The sequence below is a fragment of the Rhizobium sp. AB2/73 genome, from assembly GCF_020871915.1.
GTDB classification, from domain to species: Bacteria; Pseudomonadota; Alphaproteobacteria; order Rhizobiales; family Rhizobiaceae; genus Rhizobium; species Rhizobium dioscoreae.
Genome location: NZ_CP067071.1, coordinates 2,112,001 through 2,126,056 on the forward strand (window position 1 = coordinate 2,112,001; position 14,056 = coordinate 2,126,056).

The window sequence follows — 14,056 nt, forward strand, 5'->3', positions numbered from 1 at the left end:
CATGGGAACAGCTGTGGAACTGGTGCCGTACGACCCATGCTGGCCAGGAGATTTCGAACGCATCCGCGAAAAGCTCGAACGATTGCTGGCGCCCTATGTCGTGACGATCGAACATATCGGCAGCACATCCATTCCCGGGATCGTCGCGAAACCGCTTATCGACATCGATATCATCTTGCGCAGCTCAGCCGATGTGCCTGCGGCGACCCGGATTCTTCTGGAGCAGAATTACGAACCGCGCGGCAATCGTTATGATGATGATGTCTGGGCCTTCATGCGACGCGACGGCAGACCACCGGAACGAATTTATCTCTGCCCGCCGAACAACCGGACCCACGAGCGCCGGGTGATCTTTCGCGATTATATTCGAGCGCATCCTGCAGAAGCGGCAGCCTACGCCGCGCTGAAATTGGAGCTCGCCGGAATGCATCGACATGATGGCGATCGCTACACTGCCGAGAAACGTCATTTCGTCGACACGGTTATCGAAAAGGCAGTAGGCCAGCGGCAGATCTAGGCGCCTGGAGCGGTATCGACCGGCGGGAAATGCACCTGGCCGTCGATAACTTCCGTTTCAGGTCGGTCACCGCCGTCGGCATATTCCTCATGCCATTTGCCGCTCTCGTCCTGCCAGCTGATTTCGGCTGAATCTCCCCCGATCTGCTGTTCCGCCGCCACGATCCTCGCGGCCTCCACTGCCTCGGAATGTGTTGGAAATGCTTCCGAATAAACATCACGGAAGCGATAAGCCCAACCACCGTCATGCGGCACGATTTCATAAACGACCTTGACCATTCAGATCCTCCTTCTCATCTGCCAAGACCTTGGAACCGGACGTTGCCGGCGGGATCGCGTGCATCTGAGACGGATTCGAGGATGCCGCGGTATTGTGGTTGGGCAGACCTATCCGTGCAGTATTCCATTAAACCGCGTTAACTGCAAATTTCGCCCTCTCTCTCGCAAGCTTGATGTGCGAACTCCTTGCTTTAGAGTGCAACCGTGAATCGGCGCAAAGGTGGGAAAGTGATCGTAGCGAAGTGGTTTAAGCAGGAAGGAAACCTGCTGGTGGCATTGATAGTTGCCGTTGGCGCCTATTTCGGCGAGCATTCCATTCTGGAAATGGGCCAAGGCGCATCGATGATCGGAGCCGCGGCATTGATCGCGACGATCGTACTGGCCTCCATGCGCGTTGCCCATCATGCCGAGACGCTCGCCGTCAAGGTCGGCGATCCCTACGGCACGATGATCCTCACTCTTTCTGCCGTTGCGGTCGAAGTCATCATCCTCGCCATCATGATGAGCGGCGAGAGTTCGCCGACGCTGGTGCGCGACACGATCTATGCCGCCGTCATGCTCGATATCAACGGCATCCTCGGCCTTGCTGCTCTTCTGGGCGGACTGAAACATGGCGAGCAGCCCTACAATGACGATTCCAGCAAGACCTATGGCGTCATGATCCTGACGGCCATGGGCATCTCGATGATCGTGCCGGAATTCATTCCCGATATGAAATGGCACTATTATTCTGCTTTCACCATCGTCGCGATGATCGCCCTCTATGCGCTGTTCCTGCGCATGCAGGTGGGCAAGCACAGCTATTTCTTCAGCTACAGCTATCCACGCACGGAGAAGAAGCACGCGGCAACGGAAGAAGATCACGACGAGGAATCCACAGCCACGTCGATCATCACGATCCTGATCGGCGTCGTGCTCATCGGCTTGCTGGCGGAATTCATGTCGGCTTTCATGGATACCGGCCTAAAGGGCACGGGAGCGCCGCCCGCCATCGCGGCCATCGTCGTCGCGGCAATTTCGGCTGCTCCGGAAATCCTGACGGCATTGCGGGCAGCCCTGCGCAACCGCATGCAGGCGACGGTCAATATCGCGATGGGCGCCTCGCTATCGACGGTTATTCTGACGGTGCCCGTCATGGAGGCGATTGCGCTCTATACCGGCCAGCCCTTCATGATGGCCATGTCGCCAGTGCAGACGGTCATGGTGATGATCACGCTGATCGCCGCCGCCATCAATCTCAACGACGGCGAGACCAACGCCATCGAAGGCATGACGCACTTCATCCTCTTCGCCACCTTCATCATGCTGACCGCGCTCGGTCTTTGATTCCGATTTCAAGCACTTGCTCCCATATCCGGATTCAAATTGCGAAGCGCTTGATTCAGTTGATGAGGGCAGAACCAACGGCCTGAACGCAAAAAGCCCGCCATCTCTGGCGAGCTTTCGTTTGATTTGTCTTCGACCGCTTACTTGCAGGCTGCGCAGAAGCGCTGGATGCGGCGGCAGGCTTCCTCGAGCAACTCTTCCGAGGTTGCGTAGGAGATGCGGAAGTTCGGGCCCAGACCGAAAGCCGAACCGTGAACGACGGCGACGCCTTCCGACTCCAGGAGCTCGGAGACGAAATCTTCGTCCGTCTCGATGACCTTGCCCGTCGGAGCCGTCTTGCCGATGAGGCCGGCGCAGGACGGATAGACGTAGAAGGCGCCTTCCGGAACCGGGCAGGAAATGCCCTTCGCCTGGTTCAGCATCGACACCACGAGATCGCGGCGACCTTCGAAGATCTTCTTGTTGCGCGGAATGAAGTCCTGCGGACCGTTCAGCGCTTCGACGGCCGCCCACTGGGCGATCGAGGTCGCACCGGAGGTCTGCTGACCCTGGATCATGTCCATCGCCTTGATGAGCTGCAGCGGGCCGGCAGCATAGCCGATACGCCAGCCGGTCATCGCATAGGCCTTCGACACGCCGTTCATCGTCAGCGTGCGGTCGTAGAGGCTCGGCTCGACCTCGACCGGAGTGGCGAACTTGAACTCGCCATAGGTCAGGTGCTCATACATGTCGTCGGTCAGGATCCAGACATGCGGATGCTTGACCAGTACGTCCGTCAGCGCCTTCAGCTCGGCATGCGAATAGGCCGCGCCCGACGGGTTGGACGGCGAGTTGAACATGAACCACTTGGTTTTCGGCGTGATCGCCTTCTCAAGATCGGCCGGCTGAAGTTTGAAGTTGTTCGCCTGTGTCGTGGCAACGAAAACCGGCGTGCCACCGCACAGCGACACCATTTCCGGGTAGGAAACCCAGTAAGGCGTCGGGATGATGACTTCATCGCCCGGGTTCAGCGTCGCCATAAAGGCGTTGAACAGGATCTGCTTGCCACCGGTACCGACGATGGTCTGCTCGGGAGCGTATTCCAGATTGTTCTCGCGCTTGAACTTGGCGGCGATCGCCTTGCGCAGTTCCGGGATGCCGGAAACCGGCGTGTACTTCGTCTCGCCGCGGTTGATCGCATCGATGGCGGCTGCCTTGATATTATCGGGTGTATCGAAATCCGGCTCACCGGCGCCGAGGCCGATCACGTCGCGTCCTTTTGCTTTCAGCTCGCGCGCTTTCTGAGAAACGGCGATGGTGGCAGAAGGCTTTACACGGGAAAGAGCGTCGGCAAGAAAGGCCATGGTGATCGGTCCTATTCGGTTGAAAATGGCAGAAAGCCTGTGGACCAGATTTCTGCGCTAAGCTCTATGTCGAATATGGGCCGACGTTTCAAGCACAAAGGCGTCACAGTGGCTTTATTTCATGGCTTTCCGGCCCGTGCGCATAAGCTTTCCTTATCCGGCTAGAAGCCTGGCCAACAAACCACGCGCCGCCTCGCTAAGATCGGATCGACCACAACCCGCACCCGTAGCGCCCTCTCAACTTGAATCATCACGCGAAGCGCCTGAATCATATTCTGAAGACAGGGGAGATTTCTTTTGCAGATCAGATACTTCATGAGTATCCGATTCTCATAACGCAAGCTGAACACTCCTTTTGGGCAGGAAGCACTACCGCCGCAGATGGGTTCGGAAGATCCGAAAGCTTCCTTCAGAGGGAAGCGAGAACACAAAGACGTTATCGGCTCCGCAACCCGCCTTGAATGGCAACTGAACGGCCCCACCTTGCAAAAGCGAGCCTACTGGGAGGTCGGACGGATGCGCGGAGCCAAAAGAGGAATAGGTAGAAGCGGATTTGCGATCGCCGTGGCGGCATACGCCCTGCTTGTGACAACATCGGCACTTGCCGAACCGATGCAGACTTTCAAGACGCAAAAGGTTGATGTCAAAGTCGAGACGGTCGCGACAGGGCTTGATCACCCTTGGGCGGTCGAAGCGCTACCGGATGGCGCCTACATCGTGACCGAGCGGCCCGGCCGCTTGCGCCTCATCCGCGACGGCAAGGTCTCGGCCCCGATATCAGGCGTGCCTGAAGTTTACGCGCATGGCCAGGGCGGCCTCCTCGATATAGCCCTTGATCCGAAATTCGCCAGCAACCGCATCCTGTATTTCACGGCCTCCGTGGCAGGCGATGGCGGAAGTGGCACGGCTGTCTTTCGTGCCAGACTATTGCCGGACGAAACTCGGCTGACGGATGTGAAGCGCATCTTCCTGATGAACAAGCTCTCGCGCGGCAATATCCAGTACGGCTCGCGCATCGCAATTGCCCGCGACGGCAGCCTCTTCGTCAGCCTCGGCGACCGTGGCCAACAGGACCGCGCCCAGGACTTTCAGGACGACGCCGGCTCCATCATCCACATCGGCGCCGATGGAAGCATACCCGCCGGCAATCCGTTCAAGGACGGCAAGCGCGCTTTGCCCGAAATCTGGTCGAAGGGCCACCGCAACCCGCAGGGCATCACCTTCGATAGCGAGACGAACAGGCTCTATACAGCCGAGCATGGCGCCCGGGGCGGCGATGAGATCAACACGCCCGAAGCCGGCAAGAACTACGGCTGGCCGGTCATCTCCTATGGCGTCAATTATAACGGCACGAAAATCGGCATCGGCACCGCAAAGGCAGGTATGGAGCAGCCGCGCTTCTATTGGGACCCTTCGATCGCCCCCGGCGCCATTGCAGTCTATCGCGGCAAGATGTTTCCCGAATGGAACGGCGATTTCCTGGTCACGGCGCTGAAATTCGAGCTGCTCTCACGGCTAAACCAGGACGGCAAAGGCAAAATCACCGAGCGGGAACGCATGTTCGAGGGAAAATTCGGCCGCTTGCGCGACATAACGGTCGCGCCCGACGGTGCGCTGCTGATCACGACGGATGAAAGCGACGGTGCGCTTCTGAGGATTTCGAGAGCAGCAAGCTAGGCTCAACGCGCCGCTTGGGGCATCTTTCGGCCTTGCCGCAAACAAAAGCAGCTGCTAACGGTCGGCCTCATTCTTTCCTCCCCTTCCCGCAGGATGCAGATGTCTCGCATACAGGCGAATTTGTTGTTGTTGCTTGCCGCCGCGATCTGGGGCGGCGGTTTCGTTGCGCAATCGACAGCGATGAAGGCGATCGGGCCCTTCTGGTTCATCGGCCTCAGATTTGCCGTGGCCACCATGGTCGTCCTGCCTTTCGTGTGGATGGAAAACAGGAAGGCCGCCAAGCCGCTGACGCCTCGCAACTGGCTCTCCTTTCTGCTGATTGGCCTCGCTCTCTTCGGCGGAGCGGCAACGCAGCAGCTCGGCCTGCTGACAACGACGGTCACGAATTCTAGCTTCATCACCGGTCTTTACGTGGTCTTCGTGCCGCTGATCGCCGTTATCTTTCTGCGCCGCTCGCCGCATTGGGTCATCTGGCCCGCGGCATTGATGGCGCTTTGCGGCATCTACCTGCTGTCGGGTGGCTCCTTCTCGCGCCTTACCGTCGGCGATTTCCTGACCGTGATCTGCGCGCTCTTCTGGGCAGCGCAAATCACGCTCGCCGGCTCCGCCGTCAACGAGACTGGCCGGCCGCTCGGTATTTCCGCCACCCAGTTTGCCGTCACCGCCTTTCTCGCCCTCGCGGTTGCCGCCGCCATCGAACCAATCAGCATCGCCGATATTAGCGCCGCACTCGGCGAGATCCTCTATGTCGGCATCTTTTCCTCGGGCCTGGCTTTCGCGCTGCAGATCATCGGGCAGCGTTATACGACTGCTCCCCAAGCCGCGATCTTCCTGTCTTCGGAGGCACTGTTCGGGGCTTCGCTGGGAGCCTTGCTGCTCGGCGAAACCATCGGCCCTCTCGGCTATGCCGGCTGCGCCTTGATGTTTACGGCGATGCTGGCCGTGGAATTGGTGCCGGAATTGACTCGGCGGCGCGACGCCACAGCATAAAAAACGCCGGAAATGCGCGCTTTTAGGCGCTTGACAGCATGGCATGCCAAAATTTTTCGAACAATCGAAAACGGCTGTTCACACCAGCGGATTTGGGGAAATTTCGCCAAAACTATATCGCGAGCGATGCAAAACCCTTAGAAACTTGTTTCAAAGTGGGAAAATTTGCGAATCGCCTTAACATATTCGCGTTACGGTATTGTGCCTGTTGTGCCACGTTAAAAAACTTTTGCTTGCCAATTTCCCATAAACACAGCACTCTCAACGGTGTTCGGGCATTTTTAGAGCATGGGAAGTCCTAATAGAATTGCGAGCCGGAAACGCTAATATTCCGGTCAGCTTGGTCGAGAAGCGGGGTGGCAAACATCGCATCGAGATCATGCCGAGTTACGGGGACCTTTTCCTTCAAATTTCGAGAACTGCCTGCAAGCGCCCGCAAGGGCAACACAAGTAATGCTGCCCGTGTGGATGGTGGGCAGAGAGAAAAGGACCTGAGGCATGGCCGAGACTGGCACTGTAAAGTTTTTCAATACCGATAAGGGCTTCGGTTTCATCAAACCGGACAAGGGTGGCGCGGACATCTTTGTACACATTTCTGCAGTTCAGGCTTCTGGTCTGGCAGGATTGTCGGAAAACCAGAAGGTAAGCTTCGACACGGAACCGGATCGCCGCGGCAAGGGGCCGAAGGCCGTCAATCTGCAGATTGCTGGCTAAGACACCTTACGGCTTTCAAATTCGAGTTGAGGCCCGGCAGCAATGCCGGGTTTTGTCATTCAGTCTGCATTCAGTTTGCCACGTATAATTTGCCTCCCATGAAAGGGCGGGAATGACTTTTGTCTCGCTTCCGTTAGAGGATAGGCCAATGACCATACTCGGCAAAACGCTTGTCATGTCCGCCGTCGCGGCGGCATTGACGATCACTTCCGTAAGTGCCGCTTCCGCCGACGAATACTGGCGCCATCATAACCGAGACGGCTGGGCATTCGGCGCCGCCGGGCTCGCAACCGGCCTGATCGTCGGCTCCGCCATTGCCAGCCAGCCGCGCTACGTCGAACCGGCCCCAGCCTATGTCGGCCCAGGCTACGACGCTCCTCCCCCTGGCTACTACTATCGCCCAGCACCGCGCCGCGTCTATGTCGAACGCGACGTCAGCTATTATGCGCCAGCGCCGGCATACGGTCTGCGTCCTTGGTCGTCCGCATGGATGCGCTATTGCTACGACCGCTACAGAAGCTTCGATGGCCGCACCGGCACCTATGTCGGCTTTGACGGCATGCGCCATTTCTGCACGGCCGATTGATTTCAGACGTGCCCCGAATGACAATGCGGGGAACCAAGGCGCCGCTTTCGAGCGGCGCCTGATTGATGCGGAATAGCTCCCTATCGCGAAGCGTTTGTCTTTCCGCCTGGATTTGCGACAGCGTCCCCGCATTGCCGTCTCTCGCTCACTAAACGCTCCACGCCTCTTCTGAAACAACGTCTCTGACAAGAACGCCGGTGCCATTGCGCCCAAAACTCTCATCCAGACACTCTGTGATAATGTCCTGTCATGGTCGCACTGGCATTTCATGCGTGTTGCTATCATTTCTGGCCGCGCGAGGAAGCTTTTCAGAGGTTGGAGAATGGGCGTCAGGAACTATTTGATCGACGGCGTTTCTGGAGCCGGCAAGACCGCAGTCGCCATAGAGCTGCAGCGGCGCGGCTACCATGTCATCCATGGCGATCGTGAGTTGGCCTATAAGGGCGATCCAGAAACGGGCGAACCGCTGGATGCCTCTGCCCTTCAGGAGCACATTGGGGATGTGGCCTTCAGGCACAGACATCATCTTTGGGATGTCGGCAAGGTCAAATCCCTCGTCGCCGATCGAAGCCATCCGACCACCTTCTTCTGCGGCGGCTCAAGGAATTTTCATCGCTTTATCGATCTGTTCGATGAGGTCTTCGTGCTCAACGTCGATCTGGACACACTAAACCGCCGGCTTGCCGCCAGACCGGAAGATGAGTTTGGCGGCAAGCCCGCCGAGCGGGACATCATCGTGCGATTGCACGCGATGCAGGAGGACATTCCGGAGAACGCGATAGGCATCGACGCGACAGCGCCGCTTGCCAGCGTTGTCGACGATATTCTTTCCAGATGCCACGAGAATGCAGGGCAAAAGGCCCGCTGGTAACGCTTTGCCTACAGCCCACGCAGGAAGGGATTGGTGCGACGCTCGTCTCCGATCCGGCTGCCTGGCCCATGGCCGCAGATGAAGCCGACTTCATCGCCAAGCGGGAAAACCTTGTCGCGGATCGATTCCAAAAGCTGCTGGTGATTGCCGCCAGGCAGATCCGTTCTGCCGATCGAGCCGTTGAACAACACGTCGCCGAGATGGGCAAAGCCCTGCTTCCGATTGACATAGATGACATGGCCGGGCGCATGGCCGGGGCAATGGAAAACCTCGAATTCATGCTCGCCGAAGGAAACCTTGTCACCCTCCTTCAGGAAGCGGTCCGGCGTAACGTTGCGCACGCCGCTGATGTTGAACATCTTGCCTTTGGCTTCGATATCCTCGAGCAGGAAGCGATCGTCCTCGTGCGGGCCGATCACCTCGATGCCGAGTGCCTCACGCACCTCGTCGGCACCGCCGGCATGATCGATATGGCCGTGTGTCAGCCAGATGGCCTTGAGGGTAATGCCGTTCTCGCGCACCGTCTGCAGGATGATATCGACATCGCCGCCCGGGTCGACCACCACGCCCTCCTTGGTCTCCGGATCGAACAGGATGGTGCAGTTCTGTTCGAAGGGGGTCACCGGAATGATGCCGGCCTGGAGCATGCCCATGGAGCGCCTCGTCTGTTTGATCGTCGTACTGCCGGTATAACGGCAAACATCAGACAAAGCAGCCCCCGAAGCTTCAAAGTGGTGGGAACGCGGCAACCGAAACTCAAGATTCGATAATATCCATTTATTTCAAATGATTATTTGATCATCCCGTCGAACGATGACCTATTGGCCTCCGGCAAACCGGAACACTCAGCCACTCGAAACGTTGAAGATAAGTCTTTCAAGACAGAAGGAGAAAACCAATGTCCTTGAAGAGAAATCTGTTGCTGACGGGCTTTGTCCTTCTCGGCAGTGCGGGTCTCGCCCAGGCCGAGATGGCCGCAACCACCGCCACGGATATAGAAGTTCGTTCCGGGCCGGGTGCGGAATTCCCGACCGTTGGTGTCGCCACCCGCGGGTCCGAAGCAACACTCGACGGCTGCGTCGAAGGTAGCCGCTGGTGCCGGGTCGACGTCAACGGCATGCGCGGCTGGGTCTATGCGCAATATCTGAGCGTCGAACAGAATGGCACCTCGGTCGTCGTTCAGGACCACCGGGATGATCTGGGCATCCCCACCATCACCTATGAACAGACCGACCCGGTCCAGACCGGCAGCGTCCAGCGCGTTCAGCCCGATCCGAGCGACGAATTGCTGGGTCCCGTCGATCAGAGCGGTGGCGATGTAGTCGCAATCACGCCGCCTGAGGAGGTCCGGACCTATATCGACGACAATCCGGTCGATACGGTGCAGTTGCGCGGAGATCTGGCGGTCGGCGCCACCGTTCCGCAAAGCGTGGAAGTACACCGTATTCCAGACTACCAATACAGCTACGTCGAGGTAAACCACCAACCCGTATTGGTCGATCCCGGTACACGCCGCATCGTCTACGTCTACCGCTGATTCGCCTCGCAGGACCGCATAAGATGGCGAAATTGACATGCGGCGGGTCAGCCGCATGTCTAGACCGAGGATTTCCCCTGAAATTATTAGGGAATTCTCCCGTTTGAGTTGCCCTTCTATTTCCAGCGATCCGTGCATGATGTAATCCTAATATCCATGAAGGATTATCGCCGCTCCCTGGCATCGATCCGGGACGCCGCGAGAGGGCATCCGGAAGCGTCTCCGGAATTATGGGAGAAGGGCAGTCATGGAAAGTCTAGGGCCTATCATTACGCAATTGATTGCCGGTGCGATCGGTGGCAACGCCGCGAGCGCCGTTTTGAAGCAGGATGGGATTAATCTCATTGCGAGAACGATCGCCGGTGCCGTGGGCGGCCTTGGCGGCGGCCTGATCCTGAACCTGATCGGCAGCGAAGCTCTCACCGGCCTCATCGCGCAAGCCATATCCTCGTTGGTCGCCGGCGGCGTCCTCTCCGCGATCGTCGGTGCCGTTCTCGGCCGTAAGTCGTAACTAGATCGGATCGCACAAGCCGGGCCGACAAACACCGGCTTGTGCGGATCAAGATCAATTCCGTTTGGCAACAGGCGCATCTCGCCCCTACCTTGAAGCGGATGGCGCGGAAAAGATACCCGCTTTCACGATGGTTGTCGCTCGACGGCCGGACATGCGCGACCTTCAGCAAGGGCGCCTGCCTCTCGCTCCATTGTTCTCGAACAATCTCGCCACCTCAAGGCATGATTGCTATCGGCCATATTCTGCCCCTGTGGCAACGGATTGATATACAGGATATGTTGGAGTTTTGGGGACCGCACTTAATTTCCCGACAGGGCAGCCCGTTCGGGCCGCACGGCATTGTGCAAAAGCGGGCAACGACGTAAAAATGCGTCAACAGAGCTGACATATTTTCGCGGAAGTTTCCCGAATGCTCCATAATAGGAAAGGAAATGTCACGGTGCCACGACAGATGAGCCAGAATGCGACAAAAACGGAGCTGCTGGGCACACCGATGCAGAATGCGGGAAGCATTGATTTCGAGATTATCGAGCTGCTTTTCTTCGCCTACCGTGATTTTGTCTCCGATCCGGACCAGATCCTCGTCAAGAGCGGTTTCGGCCGGGCCCATCATCGTGTCGTCCATTTCGTTAACCGCGAACCCGGCATGACGGTTGCGGATCTTCTGGAAACATTACAGATCACCAAACAGAGTTTGGCGCGGGTTCTCAAACAATTGATCGATTCGGGTTATATTCGCCAGGTCGCAGGTCCGGAGGACCGGCGGCAGCGCAAGCTTTATCCGACGCAAGCCGGCCGCGATCTGGCGCTGGCGCTGGCCGAGCCGCAATCGCGCCGCATTGAAAGGGCATTCGAAGGCGCGTCGGAAGCGACACGCGAAAGCGTGAAGCGTTTCCTGAGAGGAATGCAGACGGGGAAATGACGGCGGTTCAGCCCGCGGTGCCGGTGCGGAGTGCCTCAATGCAATCGATGGGTAGGACAGGATCGAGACAAACCGAATGACGACAAAAGCAGCAATCTCGGATGACGCAGCACATCTTTTGGTGGTGGACGACGACACACGTATCCGTGCCCTCCTCAATCGTTACCTCATGGAGAAAGGTTTTCGCGTCACCTCTGCCGCCGATGGCGCTGAAGCCCGCCGCAAGCTGGAAGGGCTCGACTTCGACCTCATCATCATGGATGTGATGATGCCCGGCGAATCCGGCATCGCGCTGACGTCGAGTCTGCGGGCGATCAAAAACATTCCGATCATCATGTTGACGGCGCTGGCTGAAGCCGATTCCCGTATAGCAGGCCTTGAGGCCGGCGCGGACGACTATCTGCCAAAGCCCTTCGACCCGCGCGAACTGGTATTGCGCGTCAACAATATCCTTCGCCGCAACGCGCCCGCCGATTCCCCGAAGATCGAGCTCGTGATGTTCGGACCTTACACGTTTTCGCTCACCCGCAAGGAGCTGAAGAAGGCGGCGGAACTCATCCGGCTTACCGACCGCGAGCAGGAAATCATGCTGTTGTTTGCCAAGCGTGCCGGAGAGACTATCCCGCGTCACGAACTCATCGGCAATGACGCGGAGGTAGGCGAACGAACGATCGATGTACAGATCAACCGGCTGCGCCGAAAGATTGAAGACGACCCGGCCAACCCTATCTGGCTGCAGACGGTGCGTGGCATTGGCTACCGCCTTAGCATAGACTGAGATCGGCTCCGCGGGACCAGGTGATGGTGACATTCGATTCAATCAGACGCGACCAGGATCACACGCCGTCCAACGGATTGCGGTGGCTTTCGCGCTGGATGCGTCGCTATATCCTGCCGACCGGCCTGTATGCCCGCTCATTGCTGATCTTCATTCTGCCGATGATCATCCTGCAGGCGGTGGTTACCGTCGTCTTCATGGAGCGCCACTGGCAGATGGTGACTCAGCGCCTGTCGATGGCGACAACGCGCGACATCGCCGCCATCATCACCATCATCCAGACCTATCCGCAGGATGCCGACTATTCCGCCATCACCCAGATGGCGCGCCAGAAGCTCGATCTCGCCATTTCGATCGAACCGGGTGGCGAGCTGCCGCCGCCCGCCGAAAAACCGTTCTTTTCGATCCTCGACGGCATTCTGAGCGACGAGATCCGCGACCAGATCAACCTGCCCTTCTGGATCGATACGGTCGGCAACTCCAGCCTGGTCGAAATCCGCATCAAACTGCCCGACAAGGTGCTGCGCGTCTTCGCCAAGCGCAGCCAGACTTATGCGTCCAATACCCATATCTTCATTCTGTGGATGGTCGGCACGTCTCTGGTCCTGATCGGTATCGCCGTCCTGTTCCTGCGCGGCCAGATCCGTCCGATCCTGGCTCTCGCCCAGGCGGCGGAAAGCTTCGGCAAAGGACAGCGACTGGAAAACTATTCCCCTCGGGGCGCCGACGAAATACGCCGCGCCGGTCTCGCCTTCATCCTGATGCGCGAGCGCATCGAACGGCAGATCGAGCAGCGCACGGCGATGCTCTCCGGCGTCAGCCATGACCTGCGAACCGTTCTGACCCGCTTCAAGCTGCAACTTGCCCTTGTCGGGGAAAATCCGGATCTTGCCGGCCTTAGCGAAGATGTGGAGGACATGCAAAGCATGCTAGAGGGCTATATGGCCTTCGCACGCGGCGAGGCCGAAGAAGATGTCGGTCAGTTCAAGCTCAGCGATATCTTCGAGAAGATCCAGCAGGACTTCACGCTGCACGGTAAATCCATGAGCTTCTCCATCGACGGTGACGATCAAATCTCCGTCCGGCCGAATGCCTTTACCCGCCTGGTGACGAACCTCGCCACCAACGCCCGGCGCTATGCCAACAGCCTACGCATCGAAGCCAGGCACAGCGCCAAATGGCTGACGATCATTTTCGATGATGATGGCCCCGGCATTCCGGCCGCGGCACGCGATGATGTCTTCAAACCGTTCTTCCGGCTGGATTCGGCCCGCAATCTCGACAAGTCGGGCACAGGCCTCGGCCTTGCCATCGCGCGCGACATCGCCCGCAGCCATGGCGGCAACGTCACGCTTGGGGACAGCCCGCTCGGCGGTCTGCGCGCCACTATCCGCATTCCCGCCTGAGGAGGCGTTACATGGCGATCGATATCGATGGCATGCACTGGCTGAATGCGCCGCCGATGTGGGAGGTGAACCAAGGACGATTGTTTGTCCGTTCCGGCGACAAGACCGATTTCTGGCAGGAGACCTATTACGGCTTCCATCGCGACAACGGTCATTTTCTCGGCACGCCGCGCCGTGGCGATTTCACCGCAGCAGTTACCTTTGTCGGCCACTATCGCGAGCTTTACGATCAGGCCGGCCTGATGATCCGCCACGATGCCAGGCGCTGGATGAAATGCGGGATCGAATATACCGACGGCGCCAGGCATTTCAGCGTCGTCGTCACCAATGGTAATTCTGACTGGTCGGCCTTCCGGCTCGATCATGAATTCGACGCCATGTCCGCGCGGGTCACGCGCAACGGCGATGCCCTCTTCATCCAGTATCGCACCGACAGAATGAGCGAATGGCGCATGGCGAGGCTCGCCTGGTTCGATCCGATGCTGGAGGAAGTGTCGGTCGGTCCCGCTTTCTGCTCGCCGCAACGCGAAGGTTTCGAGGCGGAATTCCTCGATTTCAGCCTGACCGACTTGGTATCGAGGGACATCCACTGAGGGC

General features: G+C 58.4%; 16 protein-coding genes. 13 read left to right on the forward strand and 3 right to left on the reverse strand.

Annotated elements, in window-relative coordinates; genetic code table 11:
- Position 1 precedes the first annotated feature (1 nt).
- Positions 2-517: a GrpB family protein gene (locus I8E17_RS10480; protein ID WP_113366421.1), complete on the forward strand. Its 516-nt coding sequence runs from the start codon at positions 2-4 to the stop codon at positions 515-517.
- On the opposite strand, the gene I8E17_RS10485 is transcribed toward I8E17_RS10480, so the two are convergent.
- Complete coding sequence (locus tag I8E17_RS10485) at positions 514-795, reverse strand: DUF2188 domain-containing protein (RefSeq protein WP_069612638.1); 282 nt, start codon at positions 793-795, stop codon at positions 514-516. The two genes, I8E17_RS10480 and I8E17_RS10485, sit on opposite strands and share 4 nt — an antisense overlap.
- 270 nt (positions 796-1,065) lie before the next feature.
- Between I8E17_RS10485 and I8E17_RS10490 the strand changes: the two genes are divergently transcribed.
- Positions 1,066-2,121, forward strand: a complete 1,056-nt coding sequence (locus I8E17_RS10490; protein WP_112720949.1) for a calcium:proton antiporter — start codon at positions 1,066-1,068, stop codon at positions 2,119-2,121.
- A 140-nt stretch (positions 2,122-2,261) separates the two neighbouring features.
- On the opposite strand, the gene I8E17_RS10495 is transcribed toward I8E17_RS10490, so the two are convergent.
- Entirely contained in the window at positions 2,262-3,464 is a 1,203-nt protein-coding gene (locus tag I8E17_RS10495) for a pyridoxal phosphate-dependent aminotransferase (protein WP_069612640.1), read from the reverse strand.
- 516 nt (positions 3,465-3,980) lie between these two features.
- Here I8E17_RS10495 and I8E17_RS10500 point away from each other — a divergent pair.
- The 5 genes from I8E17_RS10500 to I8E17_RS10520 all read left to right on the forward strand — a co-directional run bounded on the left by I8E17_RS10500 (position 3,981) and on the right by I8E17_RS10520 (position 8,302).
- Complete coding sequence (locus tag I8E17_RS10500; protein ID WP_069612852.1) at positions 3,981-5,141, forward strand: PQQ-dependent sugar dehydrogenase; 1,161 nt, start codon at positions 3,981-3,983, stop codon at positions 5,139-5,141.
- Positions 5,142-5,240: 99 nt separating this feature from the next.
- Positions 5,241-6,131 carry a DMT family transporter gene (locus tag I8E17_RS10505; protein ID WP_069612641.1) on the forward strand — a complete coding sequence of 297 codons (891 nt, stop codon included), beginning with the start codon at positions 5,241-5,243 and terminating at the stop codon, positions 6,129-6,131.
- Between the two features lie 498 nt (positions 6,132-6,629).
- On the forward strand, positions 6,630-6,845 hold the full coding sequence (locus I8E17_RS10510; protein WP_004116423.1) for a cold-shock protein: 216 nt from the start codon (positions 6,630-6,632) through the stop codon (positions 6,843-6,845).
- A gap of 148 nt (positions 6,846-6,993) precedes the next feature.
- Complete coding sequence (locus I8E17_RS10515; protein ID WP_069612642.1) at positions 6,994-7,431, forward strand: BA14K family protein; 438 nt, start codon at positions 6,994-6,996, stop codon at positions 7,429-7,431.
- Positions 7,432-7,753: 322 nt separating this feature from the next.
- Positions 7,754-8,302, forward strand: a complete 549-nt coding sequence (locus I8E17_RS10520; RefSeq protein ID WP_069612643.1) for a nucleoside kinase — start codon at positions 7,754-7,756, stop codon at positions 8,300-8,302.
- Positions 8,303-8,310: 8 nt separating this feature from the next.
- On the opposite strand, the gene I8E17_RS10525 is transcribed toward I8E17_RS10520, so the two are convergent.
- On the reverse strand, positions 8,311-8,955 hold the full coding sequence (locus I8E17_RS10525; RefSeq protein WP_015340593.1) for an MBL fold metallo-hydrolase: 645 nt from the start codon (positions 8,953-8,955) through the stop codon (positions 8,311-8,313).
- Between the two features lie 245 nt (positions 8,956-9,200).
- On the opposite strand from I8E17_RS10525, the gene I8E17_RS10530 reads away from it, so the two are divergent.
- The 6 genes from I8E17_RS10530 to I8E17_RS10555 all read left to right on the forward strand — a co-directional run bounded on the left by I8E17_RS10530 (position 9,201) and on the right by I8E17_RS10555 (position 14,052).
- Positions 9,201-9,839: a DUF1236 domain-containing protein gene (locus I8E17_RS10530; RefSeq protein WP_069612644.1), complete on the forward strand. Its 639-nt coding sequence runs from the start codon at positions 9,201-9,203 to the stop codon at positions 9,837-9,839.
- A gap of 247 nt (positions 9,840-10,086) precedes the next feature.
- Entirely contained in the window at positions 10,087-10,350 is a 264-nt protein-coding gene (locus tag I8E17_RS10535) for a hypothetical protein (protein WP_069612645.1), read from the forward strand.
- A 454-nt stretch (positions 10,351-10,804) separates the two neighbouring features.
- Positions 10,805-11,275, forward strand: a complete 471-nt coding sequence (locus tag I8E17_RS10540) for a MarR family transcriptional regulator (RefSeq protein ID WP_176728011.1) — start codon at positions 10,805-10,807, stop codon at positions 11,273-11,275.
- A 76-nt stretch (positions 11,276-11,351) separates the two neighbouring features.
- Positions 11,352-12,053 (forward strand): response regulator, encoded by a 702-nt coding sequence (locus I8E17_RS10545; RefSeq protein ID WP_069612646.1) that lies wholly within the window; start codon positions 11,352-11,354, stop codon positions 12,051-12,053.
- A 23-nt stretch (positions 12,054-12,076) separates the two neighbouring features.
- A complete protein-coding gene (locus I8E17_RS10550) occupies positions 12,077-13,459 on the forward strand; it encodes an ATP-binding protein (protein WP_069612647.1) in 1,383 nt (460 codons plus the stop codon).
- An 11-nt stretch (positions 13,460-13,470) separates the two neighbouring features.
- Positions 13,471-14,052: a DUF1349 domain-containing protein gene (locus tag I8E17_RS10555; RefSeq protein WP_069612648.1), complete on the forward strand. Its 582-nt coding sequence runs from the start codon at positions 13,471-13,473 to the stop codon at positions 14,050-14,052.
- Positions 14,053-14,056 lie beyond the last annotated feature (4 nt).

Bases quoted from the DNA above. Each gene is read 5' to 3' on its own strand.
- I8E17_RS10480 (WP_113366421.1), top strand. From the start codon at position 2: ATGGGAACAGCTGTGGAACTGGTGCCGTACGACCCATGCTGGCCAGGA.
- I8E17_RS10485 (WP_069612638.1), bottom strand. From the start codon at position 795: ATGGTCAAGGTCGTTTATGAAATCGTGCCGCATGACGGTGGTTGGGCT.
- I8E17_RS10495 (WP_069612640.1), bottom strand. From the start codon at position 3,464: ATGGCCTTTCTTGCCGACGCTCTTTCCCGTGTAAAGCCTTCTGCCACC.
- I8E17_RS10500 (WP_069612852.1), top strand. From the start codon at position 3,981: ATGCGCGGAGCCAAAAGAGGAATAGGTAGAAGCGGATTTGCGATCGCC.
- I8E17_RS10505 (WP_069612641.1), top strand. From the start codon at position 5,241: ATGTCTCGCATACAGGCGAATTTGTTGTTGTTGCTTGCCGCCGCGATC.
- I8E17_RS10510 (WP_004116423.1), top strand. From the start codon at position 6,630: ATGGCCGAGACTGGCACTGTAAAGTTTTTCAATACCGATAAGGGCTTC.
- I8E17_RS10515 (WP_069612642.1), top strand. From the start codon at position 6,994: ATGACCATACTCGGCAAAACGCTTGTCATGTCCGCCGTCGCGGCGGCA.
- I8E17_RS10520 (WP_069612643.1), top strand. From the start codon at position 7,754: ATGGGCGTCAGGAACTATTTGATCGACGGCGTTTCTGGAGCCGGCAAG.
- I8E17_RS10525 (WP_015340593.1), bottom strand. From the start codon at position 8,955: ATGGGCATGCTCCAGGCCGGCATCATTCCGGTGACCCCCTTCGAACAG.
- I8E17_RS10530 (WP_069612644.1), top strand. From the start codon at position 9,201: ATGTCCTTGAAGAGAAATCTGTTGCTGACGGGCTTTGTCCTTCTCGGC.
- I8E17_RS10535 (WP_069612645.1), top strand. From the start codon at position 10,087: ATGGAAAGTCTAGGGCCTATCATTACGCAATTGATTGCCGGTGCGATC.
- I8E17_RS10540 (WP_176728011.1), top strand. From the start codon at position 10,805: ATGAGCCAGAATGCGACAAAAACGGAGCTGCTGGGCACACCGATGCAG.
- I8E17_RS10545 (WP_069612646.1), top strand. From the start codon at position 11,352: ATGACGACAAAAGCAGCAATCTCGGATGACGCAGCACATCTTTTGGTG.
- I8E17_RS10550 (WP_069612647.1), top strand. From the start codon at position 12,077: ATGGTGACATTCGATTCAATCAGACGCGACCAGGATCACACGCCGTCC.
- I8E17_RS10555 (WP_069612648.1), top strand. From the start codon at position 13,471: ATGGCGATCGATATCGATGGCATGCACTGGCTGAATGCGCCGCCGATG.